This is a genomic window from Pelatocladus sp. BLCC-F211, assembly GCF_041928655.1.
GTDB lineage: Bacteria > Cyanobacteriota > Cyanobacteriia > Cyanobacteriales > Nostocaceae > Pelatocladus.
Genome location: NZ_JBHFLM010000020.1, coordinates 1 through 20354, shown reverse-complemented (window position 1 = coordinate 20354; position 20354 = coordinate 1). Strand labels below are relative to the sequence as shown.

Annotated in this window: 15 protein-coding genes, 1 pseudogene and 1 CRISPR repeat array; of the genes and pseudogenes, 8 read left to right on the top strand and 8 right to left on the bottom strand. The window is 40.8% G+C overall.

Annotated features, from left to right (window positions below):
• Nucleotides 1-530: 530 nt before the first annotated feature.
• Both ACE1AT_RS01680 and ACE1AT_RS01675 read left to right on the top strand, forming a co-directional pair.
• Nucleotides 531-1316 carry a sterol desaturase family protein gene (locus tag ACE1AT_RS01680; protein WP_374865580.1) on the top strand — a complete coding sequence of 262 codons (786 nt, stop codon included), beginning with the start codon at nt 531-533 and terminating at the stop codon, nt 1314-1316.
• Nucleotides 1317-1468: 152 nt separating this feature from the next.
• Nucleotides 1469-2143, top strand: coding sequence for a response regulator transcription factor (locus tag ACE1AT_RS01675; RefSeq protein WP_374865579.1), 675 nt, complete (start codon nt 1469-1471; stop codon nt 2141-2143).
• 14 nt (nt 2144-2157) lie between these two features.
• Here ACE1AT_RS01675 and ACE1AT_RS01670 read toward each other — a convergent pair whose 3' ends face one another.
• The 4 genes from ACE1AT_RS01670 to ACE1AT_RS01655 form a co-directional block, all read right to left on the bottom strand.
• Nucleotides 2158-2367, bottom strand: coding sequence for a hypothetical protein (locus tag ACE1AT_RS01670; protein ID WP_374865577.1), 210 nt, complete (start codon nt 2365-2367; stop codon nt 2158-2160).
• On the bottom strand, nt 2368-4581 hold the full coding sequence (locus tag ACE1AT_RS01665) for a phosphoketolase (protein WP_374865576.1): 2214 nt from the start codon (nt 4579-4581) through the stop codon (nt 2368-2370). It lies immediately after the preceding gene.
• Between the two features lie 404 nt (nt 4582-4985).
• A complete protein-coding gene (locus ACE1AT_RS01660) occupies nt 4986-5198 on the bottom strand; it encodes a hypothetical protein (RefSeq protein WP_374865581.1) in 213 nt (70 codons plus the stop codon).
• Nucleotides 5199-5634: 436 nt separating this feature from the next.
• Nucleotides 5635-5888: a CRISPR direct-repeat array (repeat unit 36 nt; unit sequence CTTTACAATCACATCGCCCCGAAAGGGGATGGAAAC).
• Nucleotides 5889-6026: 138 nt separating this feature from the next.
• Nucleotides 6027-7316: an APC family permease gene (locus ACE1AT_RS01655; protein ID WP_374865575.1), complete on the bottom strand. Its 1290-nt coding sequence runs from the start codon at nt 7314-7316 to the stop codon at nt 6027-6029.
• 537 nt (nt 7317-7853) lie between these two features.
• Here ACE1AT_RS01655 and ACE1AT_RS01650 point away from each other — a divergent pair.
• The 3 genes from ACE1AT_RS01650 to ACE1AT_RS01640 all read left to right on the top strand — a co-directional run bounded on the left by ACE1AT_RS01650 (nt 7854) and on the right by ACE1AT_RS01640 (nt 10994).
• Nucleotides 7854-8720: a glycosyltransferase gene (locus ACE1AT_RS01650; RefSeq protein ID WP_374865574.1), complete on the top strand. Its 867-nt coding sequence runs from the start codon at nt 7854-7856 to the stop codon at nt 8718-8720.
• A 507-nt stretch (nt 8721-9227) separates the two neighbouring features.
• On the top strand, nt 9228-10094 hold the full coding sequence (locus tag ACE1AT_RS01645) for a glycosyltransferase family 2 protein (protein WP_374865573.1): 867 nt from the start codon (nt 9228-9230) through the stop codon (nt 10092-10094).
• Nucleotides 10095-10232: 138 nt separating this feature from the next.
• Nucleotides 10233-10994: a PIG-L deacetylase family protein gene (locus ACE1AT_RS01640; RefSeq protein WP_374865572.1), complete on the top strand. Its 762-nt coding sequence runs from the start codon at nt 10233-10235 to the stop codon at nt 10992-10994.
• Nucleotides 10995-11055: 61 nt separating this feature from the next.
• Here ACE1AT_RS01640 and ACE1AT_RS01635 read toward each other — a convergent pair whose 3' ends face one another.
• Nucleotides 11056-11340: a DUF427 domain-containing protein gene (locus tag ACE1AT_RS01635; protein WP_374865571.1), complete on the bottom strand. Its 285-nt coding sequence runs from the start codon at nt 11338-11340 to the stop codon at nt 11056-11058.
• 961 nt (nt 11341-12301) lie between these two features.
• Between ACE1AT_RS01635 and ACE1AT_RS01630 the strand changes: the two genes are divergently transcribed.
• Nucleotides 12302-13288: an N-acetylmuramoyl-L-alanine amidase gene (locus ACE1AT_RS01630; RefSeq protein WP_374865570.1), complete on the top strand. Its 987-nt coding sequence runs from the start codon at nt 12302-12304 to the stop codon at nt 13286-13288.
• 207 nt (nt 13289-13495) lie between these two features.
• Here the strand turns inward: ACE1AT_RS01630 and ribBA are convergent, their stop codons facing one another.
• Nucleotides 13496-15199 carry a bifunctional 3,4-dihydroxy-2-butanone-4-phosphate synthase/GTP cyclohydrolase II gene (gene ribBA, locus ACE1AT_RS01625; protein WP_374865569.1) on the bottom strand — a complete coding sequence of 568 codons (1704 nt, stop codon included), beginning with the start codon at nt 15197-15199 and terminating at the stop codon, nt 13496-13498.
• Nucleotides 15200-15502: 303 nt separating this feature from the next.
• Here ribBA and argC point away from each other — a divergent pair, with 303 nt between their 5' ends.
• Nucleotides 15503-16561, top strand: coding sequence for an N-acetyl-gamma-glutamyl-phosphate reductase (gene argC / locus ACE1AT_RS01620; RefSeq protein ID WP_374865568.1), 1059 nt, complete (start codon nt 15503-15505; stop codon nt 16559-16561).
• 125 nt (nt 16562-16686) lie between these two features.
• Here the strand turns inward: argC and eno are convergent, their stop codons facing one another.
• A complete protein-coding gene (gene eno, locus ACE1AT_RS01615) occupies nt 16687-17967 on the bottom strand; it encodes a phosphopyruvate hydratase (protein WP_374865567.1) in 1281 nt (426 codons plus the stop codon).
• Between the two features lie 1148 nt (nt 17968-19115).
• On the opposite strand from eno, the gene ACE1AT_RS01610 reads away from it, so the two are divergent.
• Nucleotides 19116-19742, top strand: a complete 627-nt coding sequence (locus ACE1AT_RS01610) for a 4Fe-4S single cluster domain-containing protein (RefSeq protein ID WP_374865566.1) — start codon at nt 19116-19118, stop codon at nt 19740-19742.
• A gap of 287 nt (nt 19743-20029) precedes the next feature.
• Here the strand turns inward: ACE1AT_RS01610 and ACE1AT_RS01605 are convergent.
• Nucleotides 20030-20354, bottom strand: a pseudogene (locus ACE1AT_RS01605) (phosphate ABC transporter substrate-binding protein); the annotation flags it as partial.

Below are 20354 nucleotides of genomic sequence, written 5' to 3'. Positions count from 1 at the left end.
AATCCCACCTAAAACTTGGTTTCGTTACCCTAGCCTTAAAATTAGCCTGATAAATGGAGTTTTCAGTTGACCGAAACTTGGGTATTTATGGGGCTAAAAGAGTTGAAACCCTCGCGGCATATACTTGTGTGTACACCGTAGGGTTTATCACCAGAGTGCAAAACTTTACTGTACCCAACCGAGAACCGCTATAGTATCACTTTTATGAGAAATTATGATGATTACTGAATTAACCGTTATTTTACTTAATTAATCTAATATTTATGTCATAAATATTACTCATAATTATTTGATTTTGTTGTTTAATTTGTTTAAATTACACGATAATACTTGGATTGTCTATAGTGCTACTCCGTAACAATACTGGTAATAAAGAAATTGTAAAAAGATAATAAAGAAAACTCAGTTATCACCCGGTTACTCTATATTGCTCTAGCACAGTTCAAAAAGCGAAAAAATATAACACTGCTTGCGATAGAAGCCAAGAATAAGTAAAACTGTTACGCTTCAATCTGTAAATAAACTGAGTAGTGCAAAATTTGTTCTTCATCCTACATAAATTCGGGTTTTATTGGTTGGCATTTTTCGGAATTATTATAGTCCGATACTTCCTCATCGCTGGGGGAGCATATTGGTTTTTCTATTCAGTCATGGGAAAGCCTTTCGTGAAGCGGAGGTTACACCTGAAACCTGTAGTATGGAAGTCAATTCGACAGGATATTGAACTGTCGGTTCTCTCTGCGGTATTTTTTGGGCTTTGCGCCGCATTCATTATGTCAGCATATGATTCAGGAGTGACGCTTCTGTACACTTCTGTAAGTGAGTATGGACTGTGGTATTTAGGGGTCAGTTTTGTTGCAGTACTTATCATCCAAGATGCGTACTTTTACTTTATCCATCGAGCGTTTCACCACCCTTTATTCTTCAAGTGGCTACACTATGGTCATCATCGCTCAGGAGATCCCACACCTTGGACATCCTTCGCCTTCGATCTACCAGAAGCTGTCATCCAAGGTCTTTTCTTTGTAGGGATAGTCTTCCTGATTCCACTTCACTTCATTACCTTAATTGCTGTCCTCATGACCATGACAGTATGGGCTGTGTTGACTCATTTGGGATTTGAACTGTTTCCCTCACAATTTTGGTTTTTCCCCCAATGGCTTAGAAGGTGGTTCATTGGTTCGACACATCACGCCATACATCATCGTAAGTACAGAGTACATTACGGGCTATATTTTACGTTCTGGGATAAGCTGCTGGGAACTCACGACCCTAATTATGAGGGAATTCCAAATCAAAAAATAACCAATCACTAGCAAAAAAAGGGGTGTAGGGGTGTAAGAAGAGTCATATTGTTAATCCAAGTTTAACTATTATTACTAATGCTTTGCAGGTTGGCGATCGCACTATTCAATATATGAAATAAGCAAACCATGATCAAAGCTCTCATCTTTGTAAAAATAAAAATATGACAGCACACATCCTGTTAGTTGAAGATGAAGTTAAATTAGCTAGATTTGTTGAATTGGAACTAACTAGTGAAGGCTATCAGGTGAGTGTGGCACATGATGGTATAACTGGATTGACACTGGCGCGAGAGTCATCACCAGATTTAGCAATTCTCGATTGGATGCTACCAGGATTATCAGGTGTGGAAATCTGTCGGCGTTTGCGATCAACAGGTAGTTCAATACCAATTATTTTGTTGACAGCAAAAGATGAAGTGAGCGATCGCGTAGCTGGTTTAGATGCGGGTGCTGATGACTATGTAGTTAAGCCTTTTAGTATAGAAGAATTGTTAGCGAGAATTCGCGCTCATCTACGTCGCACCCAAGAAACAGATGAGGATTTGTTGCAGTTTGAAGATTTGAAACTCAATCGCCGTACTCGTGAAGTTTTCCGAGATCAACGTGCAATTGATTTAACAGCAAAAGAATTTGATTTACTAGAATATCTCCTCAGTCATCCCCGTCAGGTTTTTACCAGAGACCAAATTTTAGAAAAAGTATGGGGTTATGACTTTATGGGTGATTCTAATATTATTGAAGTCTATGTGCGTTACTTGCGTCTAAAACTAGAAGAAAACAACGAAAAACGCCTAATTCATACAGTACGTGGAGTCGGGTATGCGTTAAGGGAGTGATCGGGGATTGGGGATCAGGGATCGGGGATCGGGGAATAGGAATTGCTGTTTATTCTCTCCCTTGTCTCCCTTGTCTCCCTTGTCTCCCTTGTCTCCCTTATCTCCCTTGTCTCCCTTGTCTCCCTTGTCTCCCTTGTCTCCCTTATCTCCCTTGTCTCCCTTGTCTCCCTTGTCTCCCTTGTCTCCCTTATCTCCCTTATCCCCAATCCCCAATCCCCAATCACTCAATGCACTAACTCAATTGCTCTTTTCGTCAACGCTTCTGCTGTCAAACCATTAAACGCCATCAACTCACCTGCACTTGCTGTGGTTTCTCCACGTCTCCAGGCGAAGGTATCGCGTTTGCTTGTACTCCTTAACATAATTGGTTCTAACATTGCTGCTGCACCACCAGTCACACCAATTAACGCATCACCACCAAACAATTCGGCAAATTTTTCATCATCGATAAAACCACCTTCCGGTTCGGTGCAGGTATCCCAACCTGTGTCATGGGGACGATATAAACGACGGGGGTTAATCACAGAAACTATCTTCACGCCAATACCTTCTGTTTCTAAGAAAGCTGCTGCTTCAAACACGGGAATTAATGTCATGTCGCCAATCACAGCAAACACTACTTGCTGATCTCCAGCAACATCTTGCAACACCACCGCACCATCCTGTAAGCCGTGACGAGTCATATTAAAAGTAGTGCGAATTGGTAATGGTGATTTACTCGCAGTGATCACAATTCCCTTATTTTTGGTTCTCAAAGCCCAGTCATAACAAACTTGAATACTGTTAGCATCGGGGGGGAACAAAGGAAAAACATTCCCATTCCGCATCATCGCTGCAAAGTAAGCTTCAATTTCTGGACGTTGGTGAGTCCAACCATTGCGCCCTTGTTCTAAAGCGCCGGCGGTGAATAATGTAATTGTCGAGGGAGTCGGACGTCGCAATTCTGCCATTGCTTGGGTGACAGTTTGCCAAATTGGTAAACCGTTAATCGCAAAAGATTCGTAGGAACACCACAAACTTCTAGCACCCATCAACGACAAACCAACAGCTAACCCAGCACAAGCATCTTCACTCAGAGGTTCATAAACTTGTCCACCTGGTGCTTGGTTGTATAAGTCGTCTTTTGTGGGGTGGATAATTTTTAAGGCTTGGTTGATATTAGCAATACCTGATGCTTCATTTCCGTCGGCGTTAGTAACCAAAAAGTTTTCATCGATTTGTCCAACTTTTGCCACCAAACGTCCCATGGCTGTTGTGGAAACTTTCGGATCGCCACCCACAGCATACTCTTCTAAAGGCAATTCGCCTAAATCTGGCAAAGGATATTCAAATTCGGTAACTACTGTTTTTGCTGCTGGGCCTCCACCTGCGCGTTCACAGTTTGTCCGTACAACTTGCCAAGCTTGAACAGGTAAGGCGCGTTCTTTGAGTGCGTTTACAATATGGGGCGCATCCAGCGTATCTTTTGGATACAGGTTATGAGACTTTGCACCCCGCGCATGGACGCCTGCACCTTTGAGTTGTTTAATAATAAATACAGTTAGCTTACCACTCAAAGCCGATCGCGCGGCTTCATCTATACCTAAAAGTACTGCTTTGGTAAAAGCTAAACGTTGGGCAAAAGCAAAGGCGGTACTGTCTACGTAATTTCCCTGTTGGTCTTTGTCATCAAAATCCTTGGCATCTACTAACACGACTTCTTCAAAGCCGTTACCATGCCAGTATGCCATCATTTGGGCGTTGGTTTTAAGGGATACCATACTATGGTGTTCTTGGCTATAACCGTTCCACACCAACACTGGCAAAAAGTTAGTTACACCAGGGTAAGCAGTATGGAAATGAGCCATCGAACTCATAATATAAGGTTCACCCAATCCGCCATCGCCAAGGGTGAAGGGAAACAGCTTATCTTTATTTAATAATGCAGCCGCCATCGCAAAATGTTGCCCTTGTCCCAAAGGCCCTGCTGGTGCAAGAATTCCGGGAATATAACCAGACAGGTGTCCTAACAATCCATGTTTTTCGCGGAAGCGATCGCGCAATTGTTGTACTGTATAAATGCCCATGTCTTCTAAAGAACGATCTAAGAACATGGCACTATAAAATCCGGGGGCGTGGTGTCCCACTTCCGTAATAATATTTTTGTAACCGAGCATGACCAAAGCTGCATAAGCTTCCGCTTGAGAGGCGAAACCACCAGGGTGTCCAGAGGCTTTACTTCCGGTAATTTGCAGTGTCAGATAACGCAAAGCATCCGCAAATAGCAAGGTTTGGTATACTGCTGCTGGTTCTTCTGGATTGGCGATCGCTTCTTTTGCTGGCTCTATGACTGGATTTGCACCATAAGTTTCAAATTCCGGTAACGCTTCACCAAAATATTGAATTCCTTCACAAAAATGGGGAAGCGCTGAAGTTACCTTGGAAGTAGTTGCCGTCATGCTAAGTACCTTGCTAACTCAAACGGAGACACTATAGCAATCCTAAATGACTTGTGAAAATTGAGAGGACAGATCCCCCAGTTCCCCCACTTCATTAAAAGTCGCGGATCTTGTTGTTCATCAAGGATTTAGGAATGCTATATGAATTACTATAGATGTTCGCCTATTTAACAAAAATTTTACAACTTCACAGTTGTTACGATTGATTGCTATTCAACATCGTCAAGATAGGTAGCTTCTATTGCTAGTAAATGGGTTCCCATTTGTGGTGAACGTGAATTTAGGGAATGCGATCGCTCATCAGTAAAATAATTTTGCAACTCCAAATACATCAAATCCCCGAAAACTTCTGCGAAGTCGGGGATCTTTCCCTGTCACCTATTCTCTTTTATGGTAATGCTGGCTCAATCTTTATTTTGTGTAATTTTTTTCACTGCTTGAGCGATCGCTTTAGCATCTTTACCGTCAAAAGTTTGCTCGTCACCATTCTTCCAGGTAATGAAACAGACAAATCGCCAAGACATCTGAATATAAAGGTCGCAAAATCGAATTTGACGAGCGTGAGTTAGATTCAATAAGCCTCTTGTAGGTGTTTGACAAATTATAGTTTGTGGCATCATATTTAATAAGACCTTTAATAGAGGTTGGGTAAGAGAGGCGTTGTCTACTTGCAGGTGGGACGCCTCTCTTATTTTTTATAATAATACGATTATTTATTATTTGCAATAGCTTTTTCGATATTATTTCATATTATTTTATATTATTTATATCAATATGTATACTTAATGTGTCCCGTGAGTCAGGAGTGCTTTGACTAGCTTGACAAATAAAAGCAACAAATCATACTGTAATGTGAATGTGTTGAGTTGAATCGACACCAGTCGCCCGAACCTTGAAAACCGCATAACTTCGTTGAGTGGTGTCGATGCCATATGCAGCAAAGTTTCCAGGCTGCAAAATTGATGATTTTTTGAAGATTTTTTGTTCAAATTTAGAGTGGTGTCGATCAGGGGGTCTAAAACCCTCTCTGTGTAAGCGTTCTAGATGTGAACTCTTTACAATCACATCGCCCCGAAAGGGGATGGAAACATTTGCGATAGTGGGCTGATTATTGCAGCCCGACAGTACCTTTACAATCACATCGCCCCGAAAGGGGATGGAAACATTCACAGACCAGTGCTGATTTATTTCGTACTTCGCCTTTACAATCACATCGCCCCGAAAGGGGATGGAAACCCTGCACCCATCACTCCTTCATCAAAACCCTTAGACTTTACAATCGCATCGCCCCGAAAGGGGATGGAAACGATAGACGAGTAAGTAAGTCGCCAGGAATAAACCTAACTATATTACAGAAAGTAAATAACCCTAAAATCCTTACCAATGACCAATGACCAATGACTAATGACGACCCCAACGAGTTAGCTTTATTTGTGCCGACTTACTTAACTACCAACCGCTCGCCTCACCTTGTGCCAAATTAACCCAGCAACAATTAATCCTAAACCCAGTTGCCAGATTGAGGATTCTACCCAAAAAGCTAAAAACAGACAAGATAAAAGACCTAAAACAGCTATCCATCTGGGATATAGTCGCTCTTGGGGACTCAATTGTAAAGCAGCAAAGTTAGTAATTGCGTAGTAAATTAGGACGCTAAAAGCACTGAAAGACCATGTTGTCTTGACATTACCGACTAAAACCAAAAGAGCGATCGCAACTCCTATAACTATTACAGACCAATAGGGAGTAGTTTGTTGTTGATTTAAACGTGCTAAAAATCTTGGTGCGTCGTGACGACGTCCCATCGCCAGCAATACGCGGGATAAGCCTAAAATCAAGTTCAGAAGTACACCCAACATTGCTGTCATCGCCCCAATGGCTAGTACTAAAGCACCGCCAACGCCAGTAATCTTTCGGGCTACTACTTCCAAGGGTGCAGCTTTTGTTTGCTGAACAGCATCAGCTAAAACATCTACCCCAGAAGCCCCTATTGTAACTGTCGCCACTGCTATATATAACAGCATTGTCAGCAACAGACAAACTATCATGGCTTTGGGAATTGTTTGTCTTGGCGATCGCGCTTCTTCTCCTAAAGTTGCAATCCGACCATAGCCTGTATAAGCCACAAACATCAAGGCGCTAGCATGGAAGATATCTGCAACAGAACCTGTAAAAAAAGGTGTGAAATTCTCAACGCTTCCTTGGATAGCACTGGGAAGACAAGCCAGAATCAAAAACCCTAAAGACAAAAGCGTCACAGAGACGATCGCGATATTGGCAAAATTTGAGCGACGGATACCATTTAAGACAATCAGCGTCATGACTACTACAGCCAAAAAAGCGATCGCCACAACCCAGCGAGAATTTATACCCAGAATATTTAACAAGTAGCCAGCAAAACCTAAAGCAGCAGTAGCAGCAGAAGCTGTTTTCGCCACCAAAAACATCCAGCCAGCAGTAAAACCAAAAGCCGGAGTCAAATATTTGTAACCATATTCATAACTACCACCACTCAGAGGATGATTCGCAGCTAGTTGGGCGCTGCTGAGTCCATTAAAAGTAGCGACAACCGCTCCAATTGCTACAGCTAAAATCACCGCCGGACCAGCAATCCCAGCCGTAATCCCAATACTCACAAATACACCTGTACCAACAATTGAACCTAGCCCCATGAGAGTGGCGCCAAACACCCCCAACTCTCGTTTTAATTGTGGTTGTGGATTGCTTACAGACATGGTTTTTTCTATCCCCTTGTCCAAATAACATGACTACAGGAACATTGGTATCTATTTATATATAACAAGATCCCCAATTTCTTTAAGAAGTCGGGGATCTAAGCTCTGCGATTCTCACAAATCATCTAGGATTGCTATACATAAATTTCTGTCATCTTAACTAAAACATAATTTTTTACTGTTAGGATTATCAATCTTAATTATTAATTTGAAAAATAGGAAAAATTAAAACTATGGCATTCTTAAATCTTTCGCTCCAGACAATAACCCGAACTTCTCCAAGAAGTCGGGGTTCTGGGCTTTTAGAGCTTCACAGCATAAAATGTACCAAAATTATTTTTAAATCTATAAATTTTTAATGTTGGTTGCTCTAAATTATTTGCCAAAATAATTTATTTACTAGTTCTTGATGTTCAATTAGTTTTTTATAGAATTTGTAAAATTTACCTACAGAACGATTTTTTATTGCTCATTTACGGGCAATTACTTATATATTTTTAATTAATAGATATTTACTGCATTTATATTTCTTAAAGTATGAAGATAAGCGTAATTATACCGTGTTTAAACGCTGCTGATACTATTGCGGTTCAACTTGAGGCACTTACTCATCAAACATGGTCACAGCCCTGGGAGGTCATTGTTGCTGATAATGGCTCTACAGACAACACACTCTCAATAGTAGAACAGTATCAGATATCGTTACCGAATCTCCGCATCATTGATGCATCTGATTGTAAAGGAGCAGCCAACGCTCGCAATTTAGCAGCAGAAGTAGCCAAAGGTGAATCACTAGTATTTATTGATGCAGACGATGAAGTTGCGCCTGGATGGTTAGCAGCAATGGGTGAAGCACTTTCCCAATACGATTTTGTCACTGGGGCGCACGAATTCAAAAGGCTGAATGACCTGGAAGTGAGACAATGGTATCAAGTAGAAGAGTGGTCATCAGGAATTGTACAAAATCCCTACTTACCCTTTGCTGGTGGTGGTAATCTGGGAATTAAGCGTTCACTTCACAATGCAATCAATGGCTTTGATACAACACTGCTGCAAGTAGAAGATGTTGATTACTGTTGGAGAGCGCAACAAGCAGGAGCAAAACTTCATTACGTACCAGAGGCGATCGCTCATATCCGTCTACGCGCTAACTTGAGCGCTCTATATAAAAGAGCTTGGGTTATGGGTACTTGTGAGGCATTACTATATAAAAAGCATAGAAAACTGGGTATGCCCCAATTAATGCCTTGGAAAGTATTTGTCAAAACTCCAGTAATTTTGGTTTTGCAACTTTTGTCTCTAAAAGTCCGTACTAAAGAAAGTTTCGCCAGATGGTTAATGAGTCTTGCTTGGCGGGGAGGACAGCTACGTGGTTGTATAAAGTATAAATATCTACCCATCTAAGCATTTTGAGACATCCTGATTTACTGAATCAAATAGATTAGGATGAATCAAAATAACCTAGCTTTGCGAGTATTGTATTTAATATTTACGTGACATACTCCTACACTGATGCAAGCATACAGTAGTTTTGTAGGTTGGGTGTAGCGACAGCGAAACCCAACATTATAGTCTGGTTAATATTGGGTTACACTCCGTTCCACCCAACCTACATAATGTCCTTTTTGAAAAACTCCTCTTTTCAAGATGGACGAGGTTTAATACTAATCCTTGATGAGCTTCCACAGAATAAAAAAGTCTAAATTTTTTGCATAGCAAGAGTTTTGGTGGTAGTTACTCTATGCATCTTCAGATGAAATTGGTATTATTTAAAGCCTATTGCATAGAGTTTTCTTTAAGTCACATCACACATAAATTTATCCTATAGATTGAAATTTTTTTGTTTCGTTAGGGAGTATTACTTATTATATTTTTATGTATTGATGTGATTTCAAGAGAGCACTACTTGTTATGAAGGTAAGTGTCGTTATACCGTGTTTAAATGCAGAGAAAACTATCACTGTTCAACTTGAAGCACTTGCTCATCAACAATGGTCACAAGCATGGGAAGTGATCATTTCTGATAATGGTTCGACTGACAGCACATTATCAGTTGTAGAAAAATATAAGATGAGTATACCTAATTTGCGTATCGTCGATGCATCTGATCGTACAGGTGCATCACACGCTCGCAATGTTGGTGCAAAAGCAGCAAAAGGTGAATCACTGATATTCATTGACGCTGATGATGAAGTTGCGCCTGGATGGTTAGCTGCAATGGGAGAAGCACTTTCCAAATACGACTTTATTGCTGGCCATAATGATTACAACAAATTAAGTAATCCCTGGGTAGTAAAGTGTTATCAACTTGAAAATGGTACTGGAGTGATGGAAAATACATACTACCTACCATTTGCAGGTAGCGGTAATTTAGGTATCAAACGCGCCATTCATGAAAAGCTTGGTGGTTTTGATGAAAGCCTATATCAGAGCGAAGATGTAGACTATTGCTGGAGAGCAAGTTATGTAGGAACTAAACTTCACTACGTACCAGATGCGATCGCTCATATCCGATTACGTGATAGTTTAGCCAGCATATATCGCCGCAGTTGGGATGTGGGTAAAGGTGGAATTTTAGTGTATAAAAAACATCGTCCCCTTGGGATGCCGCAACTGGTGACATGGAAAACTTTGTTAAAAACATCAGTAATACTGACTATGCAACTTCTACTTTTGCAAATCCGTGACAAAGAAAGTTTAGGCAAATGGTTAATCAGTTTTGCTTGGCGTGGAGGGCAATTTTGGGGTTGTATTAAGTATCAATATTTACCGCTTTAATTGTCCCTAAAAATGTAATATTGCTAGACAGAAATTTTCACTGTCTCAAGCTGTATTACGGCAATATCAAGCAGAGGTTTAGTATCTCTAGACCTCTGCTATGACTTCCTGAATACTAATCTTTTTATAATCTGTAACATGTCCCTAACAACGATACCTTCGCAAATATTAGGAAAGCTGTCAAATACTTTGCAATTTATTGAAGTAGAAATATTATTTGATTGGATTTTACCGAAAAAAAGTCAAACGCTAACAGTGACTCAGAAATCAACATTAGTGTTTGCTCCTCACCAAGATGATGAAACTTTAGGTTGTGGTGGTTTGATTGCGCTCAAACGTGAACTTGGAGTTCCAGTCAAAGTAGCTTTTCTGACTGATGGACATAAATCTTATTTGGACATCAAACCAGAAGATATTGTTCAAGTTCGCAAACAAGAGGCTCAAGAAGCGCTAAATATATTGGGTGTTGCACCATCAGATGTATATTTTATCGACCAACCTGACGGTGAATTACGGCAATTGTCTAATGAACAGAAACTGCATACTATCAATCAGTTAGTTCAACTATTGCAGTCCTTTCAACCAGAAGAAATCTATGTTCCCCATCAAAAAGATCAGCATCCAGATCATGAAGCCACTTATGATTTGGTGAAAGATGCACTCAACAAGTCTGGAATCAAAGCTCAACTTTTTCAATATCAAGTCTGGTTATTTTGGGGAAGACCAGTACTTTTTCAAATCGATTTAAAAAAACTAGGTCAGTCTTATATCTTACCCATCAAGTCTGTGGTAGAAAAAAAACGACAAGCTATCCAAGTTTATCGTTCCCAACATCACATCTTTCCTCGTACCTTTATCAAACGATTTTTTAAATCTAAGGAAATATTTTTTCAAAGCTAATTTCCAAAATTAAGATGAATCTCAATGACACCAACTCAATTAGCTGGTGTCATTTATTATACTAAGCTTCGACTTTCACACCCCGCCAGAAAGCAACATAACCCTCTATTTGCTTTGCCTTCTCTTTAGTAGTGGGATAGTACCAAGCTGCATCTTTGTTCACTTGTCCATCAACTTCAATGCTGTAGTAGCTAGCGACACCTTTCCAAGGACAAGTAGTATGGGTGTCACTCTCTTTGAAATACTGTTGATCAATAGAGTCAGAAGGAAAGTAGTGATTACCTTCCACGACAACAGTATTATCACTTTCAGCTAAGACAGCACCATTCCAAATTGCTTTTGGCATAAGTAAAAAACGCAAATAAACTTTACATATATAATTATGCTGTTTATTGCTGGCGTCTGGGAAATCGGCTTAATCGCGTTTCACTATAAATTTGATACATTTGGCGATTAGGGTAGCCACTGCGCTGCGCGGGTTAAAAGCGTTGTCGCACGTGGCCTGATTGATCGCCTATTCCCTACTAACTAGAAAAAGGCCCCTTGGCATCACATTCCCTCGTCCAGCATTTTTTGAGAAGTTCTATTCTGTAGAGATGAGCGAAGCGTCGAGGATTCAATACCAATTTGGTATTAGAACTAAACAAAGGCTGATTCAGATATTGCAACAGAGGGAATTTGAGCTTGGTGTGTTTTGGAGTCATAGGAGCAAGACAATACTATAAATAAAACTTCGTCGCGCTAAAGAGCATCCATTTTGAAAGATGCCGATTACTTATTGCCTAGTTAAACCGTACACAATGTATATTCAGTTGTCTTTGGGGCAATTGCGGAAAAAAAGGGAAGCTAACTGCTCAATTTTGTATGTTAATTTTTTATAGGTATCTTAAGTAACCATTTAAATTCGTGAATTAACATAAACATATAAGAATAAGTGGTCAACTGAATGTCTCTTCTAGCTTTCATAGAATCTATCCGGATTTCTTCAGACCCTCCTGACAATGCCTAGTTTATAAACCTATCTCTACAACCTATATACCTATTCTTTTCCTACGGTAATTTGGAGCTTGCGTCAATAGAGATTTCGTAAAGGCGATCACTTCTTCAAGTGATTTCCGAGTCATAATTAGTTATATTTTTTACAATATACACAGAGAGCAGAGGGCAGAAGGCAGTCCCAATGAAAATTATACCGAAACACGCAGTGCCAGGTATAAAAGGTAGCATTTTCAATGTGATAGCAAATTATTTTCTCTTAAAGTGAATATATTAGGATAAATTTAAGCAATATTTTTATTTTTAAACATATGAGTTTTAGCGTCTGGATTAATAGATTGCTACTAATTTCTTTGATGCTTATATCTTTAACTGTTGTGCTTGTAGTCGGGAAAGCAAATTTACAGCAAAATAGCAGCAACTCATCAAATACAGATGTAGATCCTACTGCTTGGAGTCCAGCCAAAGTCCAGCTACAAGCAGCGAAAGAGCAAGAAGAGGAATTTCAAGACTTTTCCAAATCATTAACAAAGACTAGTCCAACTCCCAAGCTTGAATCAAATAATAAACAGAATAAACAAGCAGACAAACTGCAAAATTCTCCTACACCATCAGTTAATCAGGCTTCTGTTGATAAACCTGTTTCAACAAATAAGCAAGCAGATCAATTACAAAATATTCCTCAATATTCGTTTAAAACTACTAAAGCTTTTAAACAATATACACCCAGTTATGAAATTGCTTTAGCTAACCCAAGTAATTATGGAGAACGTTTTACCACAGATATCAATGGTGTACCGATTAACAACCAGGCAATTATAGTACTTCACGAAACAAGTGATTCTGCATCTAGTGCGATTAATACCTTTCAAACACCTCATACTGATGAAAAAAAGCAAGTAAGTTACCATAGCTTGATTACGCTAGATGGAACAATTATCTATATAGTCCCACCAGACAAACGTGCTTTTGGTGCTGGTAACTCAGTTTTTGATGGCTCAAACGGTCTAGAAAGTGTACAAACTAATCCTGGTCTAGAACCATCTGTGAATAATTTTGCTTATCACGTCTCTCTAGAGACACCAGTAGAAGGTCGTAACAATGAACCGTATCACATCGGTTACACAGATGCACAATATTATTCTCTAGCTTGGTTAATTGCTCAGAGTAGTGTTCCAGATGAGCGCATTACTACCCATAGAGCGGTAGATCGTTCAGGTACAAGAATTGATCCCCGCAGTTTTGATTTTGATAAGTTTTTTAATTTACTTCATTCTTTTCGTCAGCCGATATCGTGAAAATAGGGATTGGGGAAAGGAGACACGGAGACACGGGGAATATTTTTGATAGATTCTCCCTTGTCTCCTATTCTCTATTCCCTGTTACTTTTAACATGTCGCGGAAGTCCCCACCCTCAATCTACTCATAGGGTGGGGATGGGGAGCAGGTGGCTCAGAAGTGCATCACAGAAGCTCCATCCTCTAGCTCTGCTATGGTGGAGTAGTTCACAGATTAAAACTATATATTTTCTGTGTTTCCAACTGTTCACAACAAATTGATGAAGGTAAGGTATCTGCTGAGAAGGTCTGGCGATCCAGTTGCACTTGCAGATTACTGAGGGGATCAACACCAGGGGAAATCAAAAACTCTAGCTTTTGTACATAAGATAGACTGACAACATAGTCAAGAATTTGCCCGATCGCTTGGACATAGGGATGATTTTTTTGTTTGTACCAGTCATGAGTTGCTAGTCGTGGTTGATCAAACCCCAGATGTACTGTTAAAGATGGTTTGTCAAACAAAGCGATCGCTAACGGACGCGCTTCTTCTTGTAACAATAAATCATGACTTTTCGCTAAATGGCGTAGTTTCTCTAAGCGTTCGTAGCGTTCTGTCACTGCTTGCGGGTCATCTTCCCAGTGGATCGCCATTGTCAGCAAATATGTTTGCAACAGCATGTGACCCAATTTTTTCGCTTTTGTACTCAGGTAATAGGAGTTGTAGTCATTAGCTTCAATTAATAATGGCACGCGATCGACTACTTCCAGACTATAACCTTTTAACCCCGCAATTTTACGGGGATTATTAGTAATTAAACGTATTTTATGTACACCTAAATCCATGAGCATTTGCGCTCCCATACCATAGTTACGCAAATCCGCCGGAAATCCTAAACGTTCATTAGCCTCAACTGTATCCAGCCCCATATCTTGTAATGAGTAGGCTTTTAATTTATTAATCAGTCCAATTCCTCGTCCTTCTTGGCGTAGGTATACTACAACACCTTTCCCCGCAGTCTCAATCATTTTCAAGGCTGCTTGTAGTTGCATCCGACAATCACAACGCAGAGAACCCAAAGCGTCACCTGTTAAGCATTCTGAGTGCATTCGCACCATCACCGGCTCATCTTTAAACGTTGCTGGATCACCTTTCACAATCGCTACATGCTCAGTATTATCCAATGTATGACGATACGCATAAATATTAAACTGTCCGAATTGACTGGGCAATTTGGTGACAGTTTCACGAATAATCAAGCGATCGTGCTGAAGACGGTAGCTGATTAAGTCCGCAATACTGATAATCTTCAATTTATGCAGTTGAGCATACTTAATTAATTGTGGTAATCGCGCCATCGAGCCATCGGGATTTTGAATCTCACAAATGACTCCAGCTGGGTATAGCCCTGCTAATCGAGCTAAATCAACACCTGCTTCTGTATGTCCGGCTCTTTTTAAGACACCTCCCTCCTTAGCACGTATGGGGAAGATGTGACCAGGGCGGCGTAAATCGCTGGGTTTTGTGGTAGGGTTAATTGCAACTTGGATAGTTTTAGCACGGTCTTCCGCAGAAATACCCGTAGTTACACCTAGATGAAAGCCTGCATCTATGCTTATAGTAAAGGCAGTTTGATTGTCGTATGTAGTATTATGACTTTCGGTAACAACATTACTCACCATTAAAGGCAAGTCTAATTCATCAAGGCGATCGCCCGTCATTGCTAGACAAATCAACCCCCGCGCTTCTACCGCCATGAAATTGATTGTGTCTGGAGTCGCAAATTGAGCAGCACAAATCAAATCGCCTTCATTTTCTCGGTTTTCGTCATCTACTACCACAATGACACGGCCAGCTTTCAAATCTGCCAAAGCGGCGTCAATTGAATCAAATTCAAAGGCTTGGGTTGAAGTTGTCTTGATCTCAGACACAGATTTTAGCTACTAAAGGTAAATTTTTTTAACAAATCCTGTTTCTCAGATTGTACCCTAGTCATTGGTCATTGGTCATGTTTTCATGCGCCGTGAGATGAGTTATTTTTCATATAACATAGCGAAAAGTCTACCGCTAAAATTAGGTTTTAGTACTCAAATTCTGTAACAGTTCAACAATCATCAGGGGTTAGCATTCAATCTTGCACCGTCATATGCTAGGAGCTAATAGCTTTGAGCTAAAACGTCAATTGTTGATAGCTGACAACAGGTTAACCAAAAGCGGATAAGGATCTTATTATCATGGGCAATTTGAGACGCGTACCCGTTGGGATTGTAGGCGCGTCAGGCTATGGTGGTGTTCAGTTGGTGCGTCTACTGATTGATCATCCAGAAGTAGAACTTGTTTACTTAGGTGGTGATAGCACTGCTGGTAAGCCGTTTGGGGAGATATATCCACATTTGGCTCATACAGTCAATCTATCGATAGAAGCAGTTGATCCAGAAATTATTGCTCACCGTTGTGAAATAGTTTTTCTCTCTGTACCGAATGGTCTGGCTTGCCAACTTGCTCCAAAATTACTAGAAAAAGGATGTAAAGTACTCGATTTGAGTGCTGACTATCGATTTAGCAACTTGGCAACTTACACAGCTTGGTACGGTAAACAACGGCAAGATAATGCTACTGCTGCAACAGCAGTGTATGGACTACCAGAATTGTATCGCGATCGCATTGCCGAAGCCCAATTAGTCGGGTGTCCCGGTTGCTATCCTACCGCCAGTCTGCTTGCACTCTCTCCACTCCTCAAACAAGGGTTAATCATTCCCGAAACAGCCATTATTGATGCTAAATCTGGCACATCGGGCGGCGGACGGGAAGCTAAAATCAACATGTTGTTAGCCGAAGCAGATAACTCCCTCGCAGCCTATGGTGTCGCCCGTCACCGTCATACACCGGAAATTGAGCAAATTTGCAGCGAACTAGCAGGTCATGAACTCACCATCCAATTTACTCCGCATCTCATGCCGATGGTACGCGGTATTTTATCCACGGTGTATGCTTCCTTACGCGATCCTGGCTTAGTCAGAGATGACTTAATTACCATTTACAGAGCCTTTTATCGCAACTCTCCTTGGGTGAGAATTTGTGATCCCGGTATTTATCCCCAAACCAAATGGGCTTGTGGTAGTAATCTTTGTTATATCGGTATAGAAGTTGACCCACGCACAGGCAGAGCGATCGTCATGTCAGCGATCGACAACCTCATCAAAGGACAGGCAGGTCAAGCAATTCAGTGTATGAACATCATGATGGATTGGGATGAAACTTTGGGATTACCGAAGTTAGGCTTTTATCCATAACGGGGATTGGGGATCGGGGACAACTTCTCAGTTATCAGTTAACAGTTAACAGTTACCAGTTTAATTTGATCACTGATAACTGATAACTGATTCATGCCCAATCCCCGATCTCCAATCCTCAATCCCTATTTTGGTCCCATACCTACCACACCGGCATATACGGCGCGATCGCCTAATTCATCTTCAATTCGCAGCAAGCGGTTGTATTTTGCAACCCGTTCACTACGACACAAAGAACCTGTTTTGATTTGGCCTGCACGAGTGGCGACAGCGAGATCAGCGATCGTTGTGTCTTCTGTTTCACCAGAACGATGGCTGATCACTGATCGCAAACCGTTGCGAGTTGCCAAATCAATGGTTTCTAAAGTTTCGGTCAGTGAACCAATTTGGTTGAGTTTAATCAGAATTGCGTTACCAGCTTTGAGATCAATACCCTTTTGCAGGCGAGTAGCATTCGTAACAAATAAATCATCTCCTACCAACTGGACGCGATCGCCTAACTTCTGGGTGAGTAATTGCCAATTTTGCCAGTCTTCCTCGTGTAACCCATCTTCAATTGAGACAATCGGATATTGGTCAACTAGTTGTCCGAGATAGTCAACAAACTCAGCTGGTGAGTGGGGCTTACCATCATAAACATACTGCCCATCTTTGTAAAACTCACTAGCAGCCACATCCAACGCCAAAGCTACTTGCTCTCCTGGCTTGTACCCAGCTTTTTCAATCGCAGCAACCAGCAATTCTAAAGCCACCTGGTTTGACTCTAAATTAGGTGCAAAACCGCCTTCATCTCCCACACCAGTAAGTAAACCCTTCTCATCTAATACCTGGCTAAGGGTAGCGAATACCTCTGCACCCCACCGTAACGCTTCCCGGAAAGAAAATGCTCCGATGGGAACAATCATAAATTCTTGAAAATCCACATTGTTCGCTGCATGGGCGCCACCATTAATGACATTCATTAATGGCACTGGTAACAAATTCGCTAAAGGCCCACCCAAATAACGATATAAAGGAATATCTAAAGATTCTGCACCTGCTTTGGCTGCTGCTAGAGAAACTGCCAAAATCGCATTCGCCCCCAGATTAGACTTGTTAGGAGAACCATCGAGAGTAATCATCGTGCGGTCAAGGAATTCCTGATTAAGGGCATCCATGTGTAGTAATTTTGGGACAATTATCTCCTTGACATTTTGTACAGCCTTAAGTACTCCCTTGCCCCCATAACGGCTTTTGTCTCCATCGCGTAATTCGTGGGCTTCAAAAGTGCCGGTTGACGCACCACTCGGAACCTGCGCCAATCCGACAGCACCATTCATTAAATGTACTTCTGCTTCTATTGTTGGTCTACCCCGCGAGTCAAGAATTTCGCGAGCCACAATTGCTTCAATAGCAGTATCAATCATCTATTTCTTTGTCCTTTTTGTGAATTAGTTCTTACCGCTAACACAAACACTCACAGTGGCTAGCCCGACTATCTAGCATAGGCTGTTAGAGGATTATTAAGGCAGAGATTAACGAATATTTTAGGGGTTGGGGATTTGGGACTGGAGTTTGGTATCACGTACTCAACAAAAAATCTATTGGACTTGCCAAACTGCCAAGTTGGCAGGTTTTACTATAAACTTTTTGATAGATCTTAAATTAAGTGAACAAAAATCCTCTATCTGTTCGCAGCAGATAGAGGAGATTGTCAAAAACACATTTGAACTATTGAATAACCATCTTGTTACACAAGATGGTTATTTGTTATTTGGGATTAGATATCCAATAAAAGCTCCGATACTTACCTTAGCTACATCAAGGAAAGCAGGGCGGCTACTCGTGTCAATAATGGAGAATCCAATTAAACCAAGTAGCGAAACTATGACAACTAATCCTAAGACGAGTTCTCGAAAATTCGTATTTTGCACTTATTTCTCCTAGCTCTAAATCGAGCAATTAAGGACTAGACATCTCCAGAAATCAGGTATAAACCCTGACTGCACAAGGCTTTGATATTATTTTTCGGAGATGTCTACTAGAGATAAGTGTAGGGTGTTGGGGGATGCTTGAGGCAGAGATTAACGAAGATTTTAGGGGTTAGGGATTAGGGATTGAGGATTGGGTATTACCTACTCAGGCAAAATCTATCGTAGTTCCCAGCCCTTCAGTTTCTGTGTCTCAAACCACAGTTCAACATAGATACACATCGATAAATTTAAGAATAGTTGATAGTTGCTTGTTGGTTGTTAGTAATTGTTAACCATAACCAATGCCCAATTCCCCATGCCCCATGCCCATTCCTCACGAGTTCCTCATCTTTTACCTGTAGCCTGCAAGTAGTACTCTGTCAACCGCAGTTGCATGTTGAAAAAGACTCGGTGCAGTTTCCTAAATATCAATACTTAACTGACCTATAGGACTCTTATTTGATTTTTGTTGGTGTAGCCTGCGCTCTGCGCTTAAAAACTCACTAAACTTCCTGTTCCCTGTTAAGAGTTCCCGGTCTTAACGAGTAAGTTCATAAATCAAACCGGATTCCTACATATACATTCGTTACAGAGAAAAAACTATGACTCAAAATAAAACCGACTCATACATGTCACTAATGCAGATTCCCGCCGGATATCTCAACATTATGGGTTATGTGGATGAATCTGAAGTGAATGGGCCTGGATGTCGTGCTGTAGTTTGGGTACAAGGATGCTTGCGAGAATGTCCAGGTTGCTTTAATACAGAATCTTGGTCATTTGAGATGAATCAACTTGTAACCATAGATCATCTGGCAGAAAAAATTCTCACTAATCCCCGCAATCAAGGTGTGACTTTTTCTGGTGGTGAACCCTTTTGGCAAGCGGCGGCGTTGGCAAGTGTGGCGCGCAAAGTGAAAGCGGCGGGACTGAACGTGATGTCATTTACTGGTTTTACCTTAGAGCAATTACAATCTGAATACGCTCCAGCTGGCTCTCAAGAATTATTAGACCAGTTAGATATACTTATTGATGGCCCCTACATTCAATCACTAGCGCTAAACTCACCCGACTCTCCTGTTTCATCTAGCAATCAACGGGTTCATGTCTTTAATCCAGCTTTGCAAGATCGCATTTCTTGGGCAAGTGATCAGATCGAAATTCATATTTTTAAAGATGGTAGCCGACTTGTAACTGGCTACCGGGGAAAGTTGGAATTGGGAGATTAGGGTTGTGATCTAAGAACAGCTTGTTGTGATCTAAGAACAACTTGTTGTGATCTAACGACAACTTGTTGTGATCTAACGACAGCTTATTGCTCAATCTCCAACCATCCCAACAATAAACAACTACCAACAAACAACAAATGAAATAAGTAGAACGATTTGAAAAAAAACAAACTATGTGAAGTAATGTAAAATTATTGAAATCTAGTTCGTAGTAAGGACTTTAGTCCTCAAATAAGGACTAAAGTCCTTACTACAAACCTTTAATTATTTACGCTGTTCTACTTAAATCATCTCATCCTGACAAATCCAGTTTTAGCAATTAATTCTTGACCTTGGTTTGTCAGCAGCAAATTAGCATAGGTTTCTCCTGCTTGCTGATCGGTTTGATTGTTTTGTTTGACAATTACAAATAAACGTCTAGTAATGGGATATTCACCACTCCAAAAGGCAGGTGCATTGAGCTGGTTGAGTTGTTGTGGGCATTGTTGCAGAGAAATAAATGGTTCTTTGTAGGGTGGAATAAATTTATCTGCTGTTTTTCCTAGTGATAAAGGTTTAACACTACATTGTCCGACTACTTCTGGCGCCGAAGCGTAATACATACCACCCGGA

What these genes read in the sequence shown, in the direction of transcription:
- ACE1AT_RS01675 (WP_374865579.1), top strand. Translation starts at nt 1,469, where the DNA reads ATGACAGCACACATCCTGTTAGTTGAAGATGAAGTTAAATTAGCTAGA.
- ACE1AT_RS01665 (WP_374865576.1), bottom strand. Translation starts at nt 4,581, where the DNA reads ATGACGGCAACTACTTCCAAGGTAACTTCAGCGCTTCCCCATTTTTGT.
- ACE1AT_RS01660 (WP_374865581.1), bottom strand. Translation starts at nt 5,198, where the DNA reads ATGCCACAAACTATAATTTGTCAAACACCTACAAGAGGCTTATTGAAT.
- ACE1AT_RS01655 (WP_374865575.1), bottom strand. Translation starts at nt 7,316, where the DNA reads ATGTCTGTAAGCAATCCACAACCACAATTAAAACGAGAGTTGGGGGTG.
- ACE1AT_RS01650 (WP_374865574.1), top strand. Translation starts at nt 7,854, where the DNA reads ATGAAGATAAGCGTAATTATACCGTGTTTAAACGCTGCTGATACTATT.
- ACE1AT_RS01645 (WP_374865573.1), top strand. Translation starts at nt 9,228, where the DNA reads ATGAAGGTAAGTGTCGTTATACCGTGTTTAAATGCAGAGAAAACTATC.
- ACE1AT_RS01640 (WP_374865572.1), top strand. Translation starts at nt 10,233, where the DNA reads ATGTCCCTAACAACGATACCTTCGCAAATATTAGGAAAGCTGTCAAAT.
- ACE1AT_RS01635 (WP_374865571.1), bottom strand. Translation starts at nt 11,340, where the DNA reads ATGCCAAAAGCAATTTGGAATGGTGCTGTCTTAGCTGAAAGTGATAAT.
- ACE1AT_RS01630 (WP_374865570.1), top strand. Translation starts at nt 12,302, where the DNA reads ATGAGTTTTAGCGTCTGGATTAATAGATTGCTACTAATTTCTTTGATG.
- argC (WP_374865568.1), top strand. Translation starts at nt 15,503, where the DNA reads ATGGGCAATTTGAGACGCGTACCCGTTGGGATTGTAGGCGCGTCAGGC.
- eno (WP_374865567.1), bottom strand. Translation starts at nt 17,967, where the DNA reads ATGATTGATACTGCTATTGAAGCAATTGTGGCTCGCGAAATTCTTGAC.
- ACE1AT_RS01610 (WP_374865566.1), top strand. Translation starts at nt 19,116, where the DNA reads ATGACTCAAAATAAAACCGACTCATACATGTCACTAATGCAGATTCCC.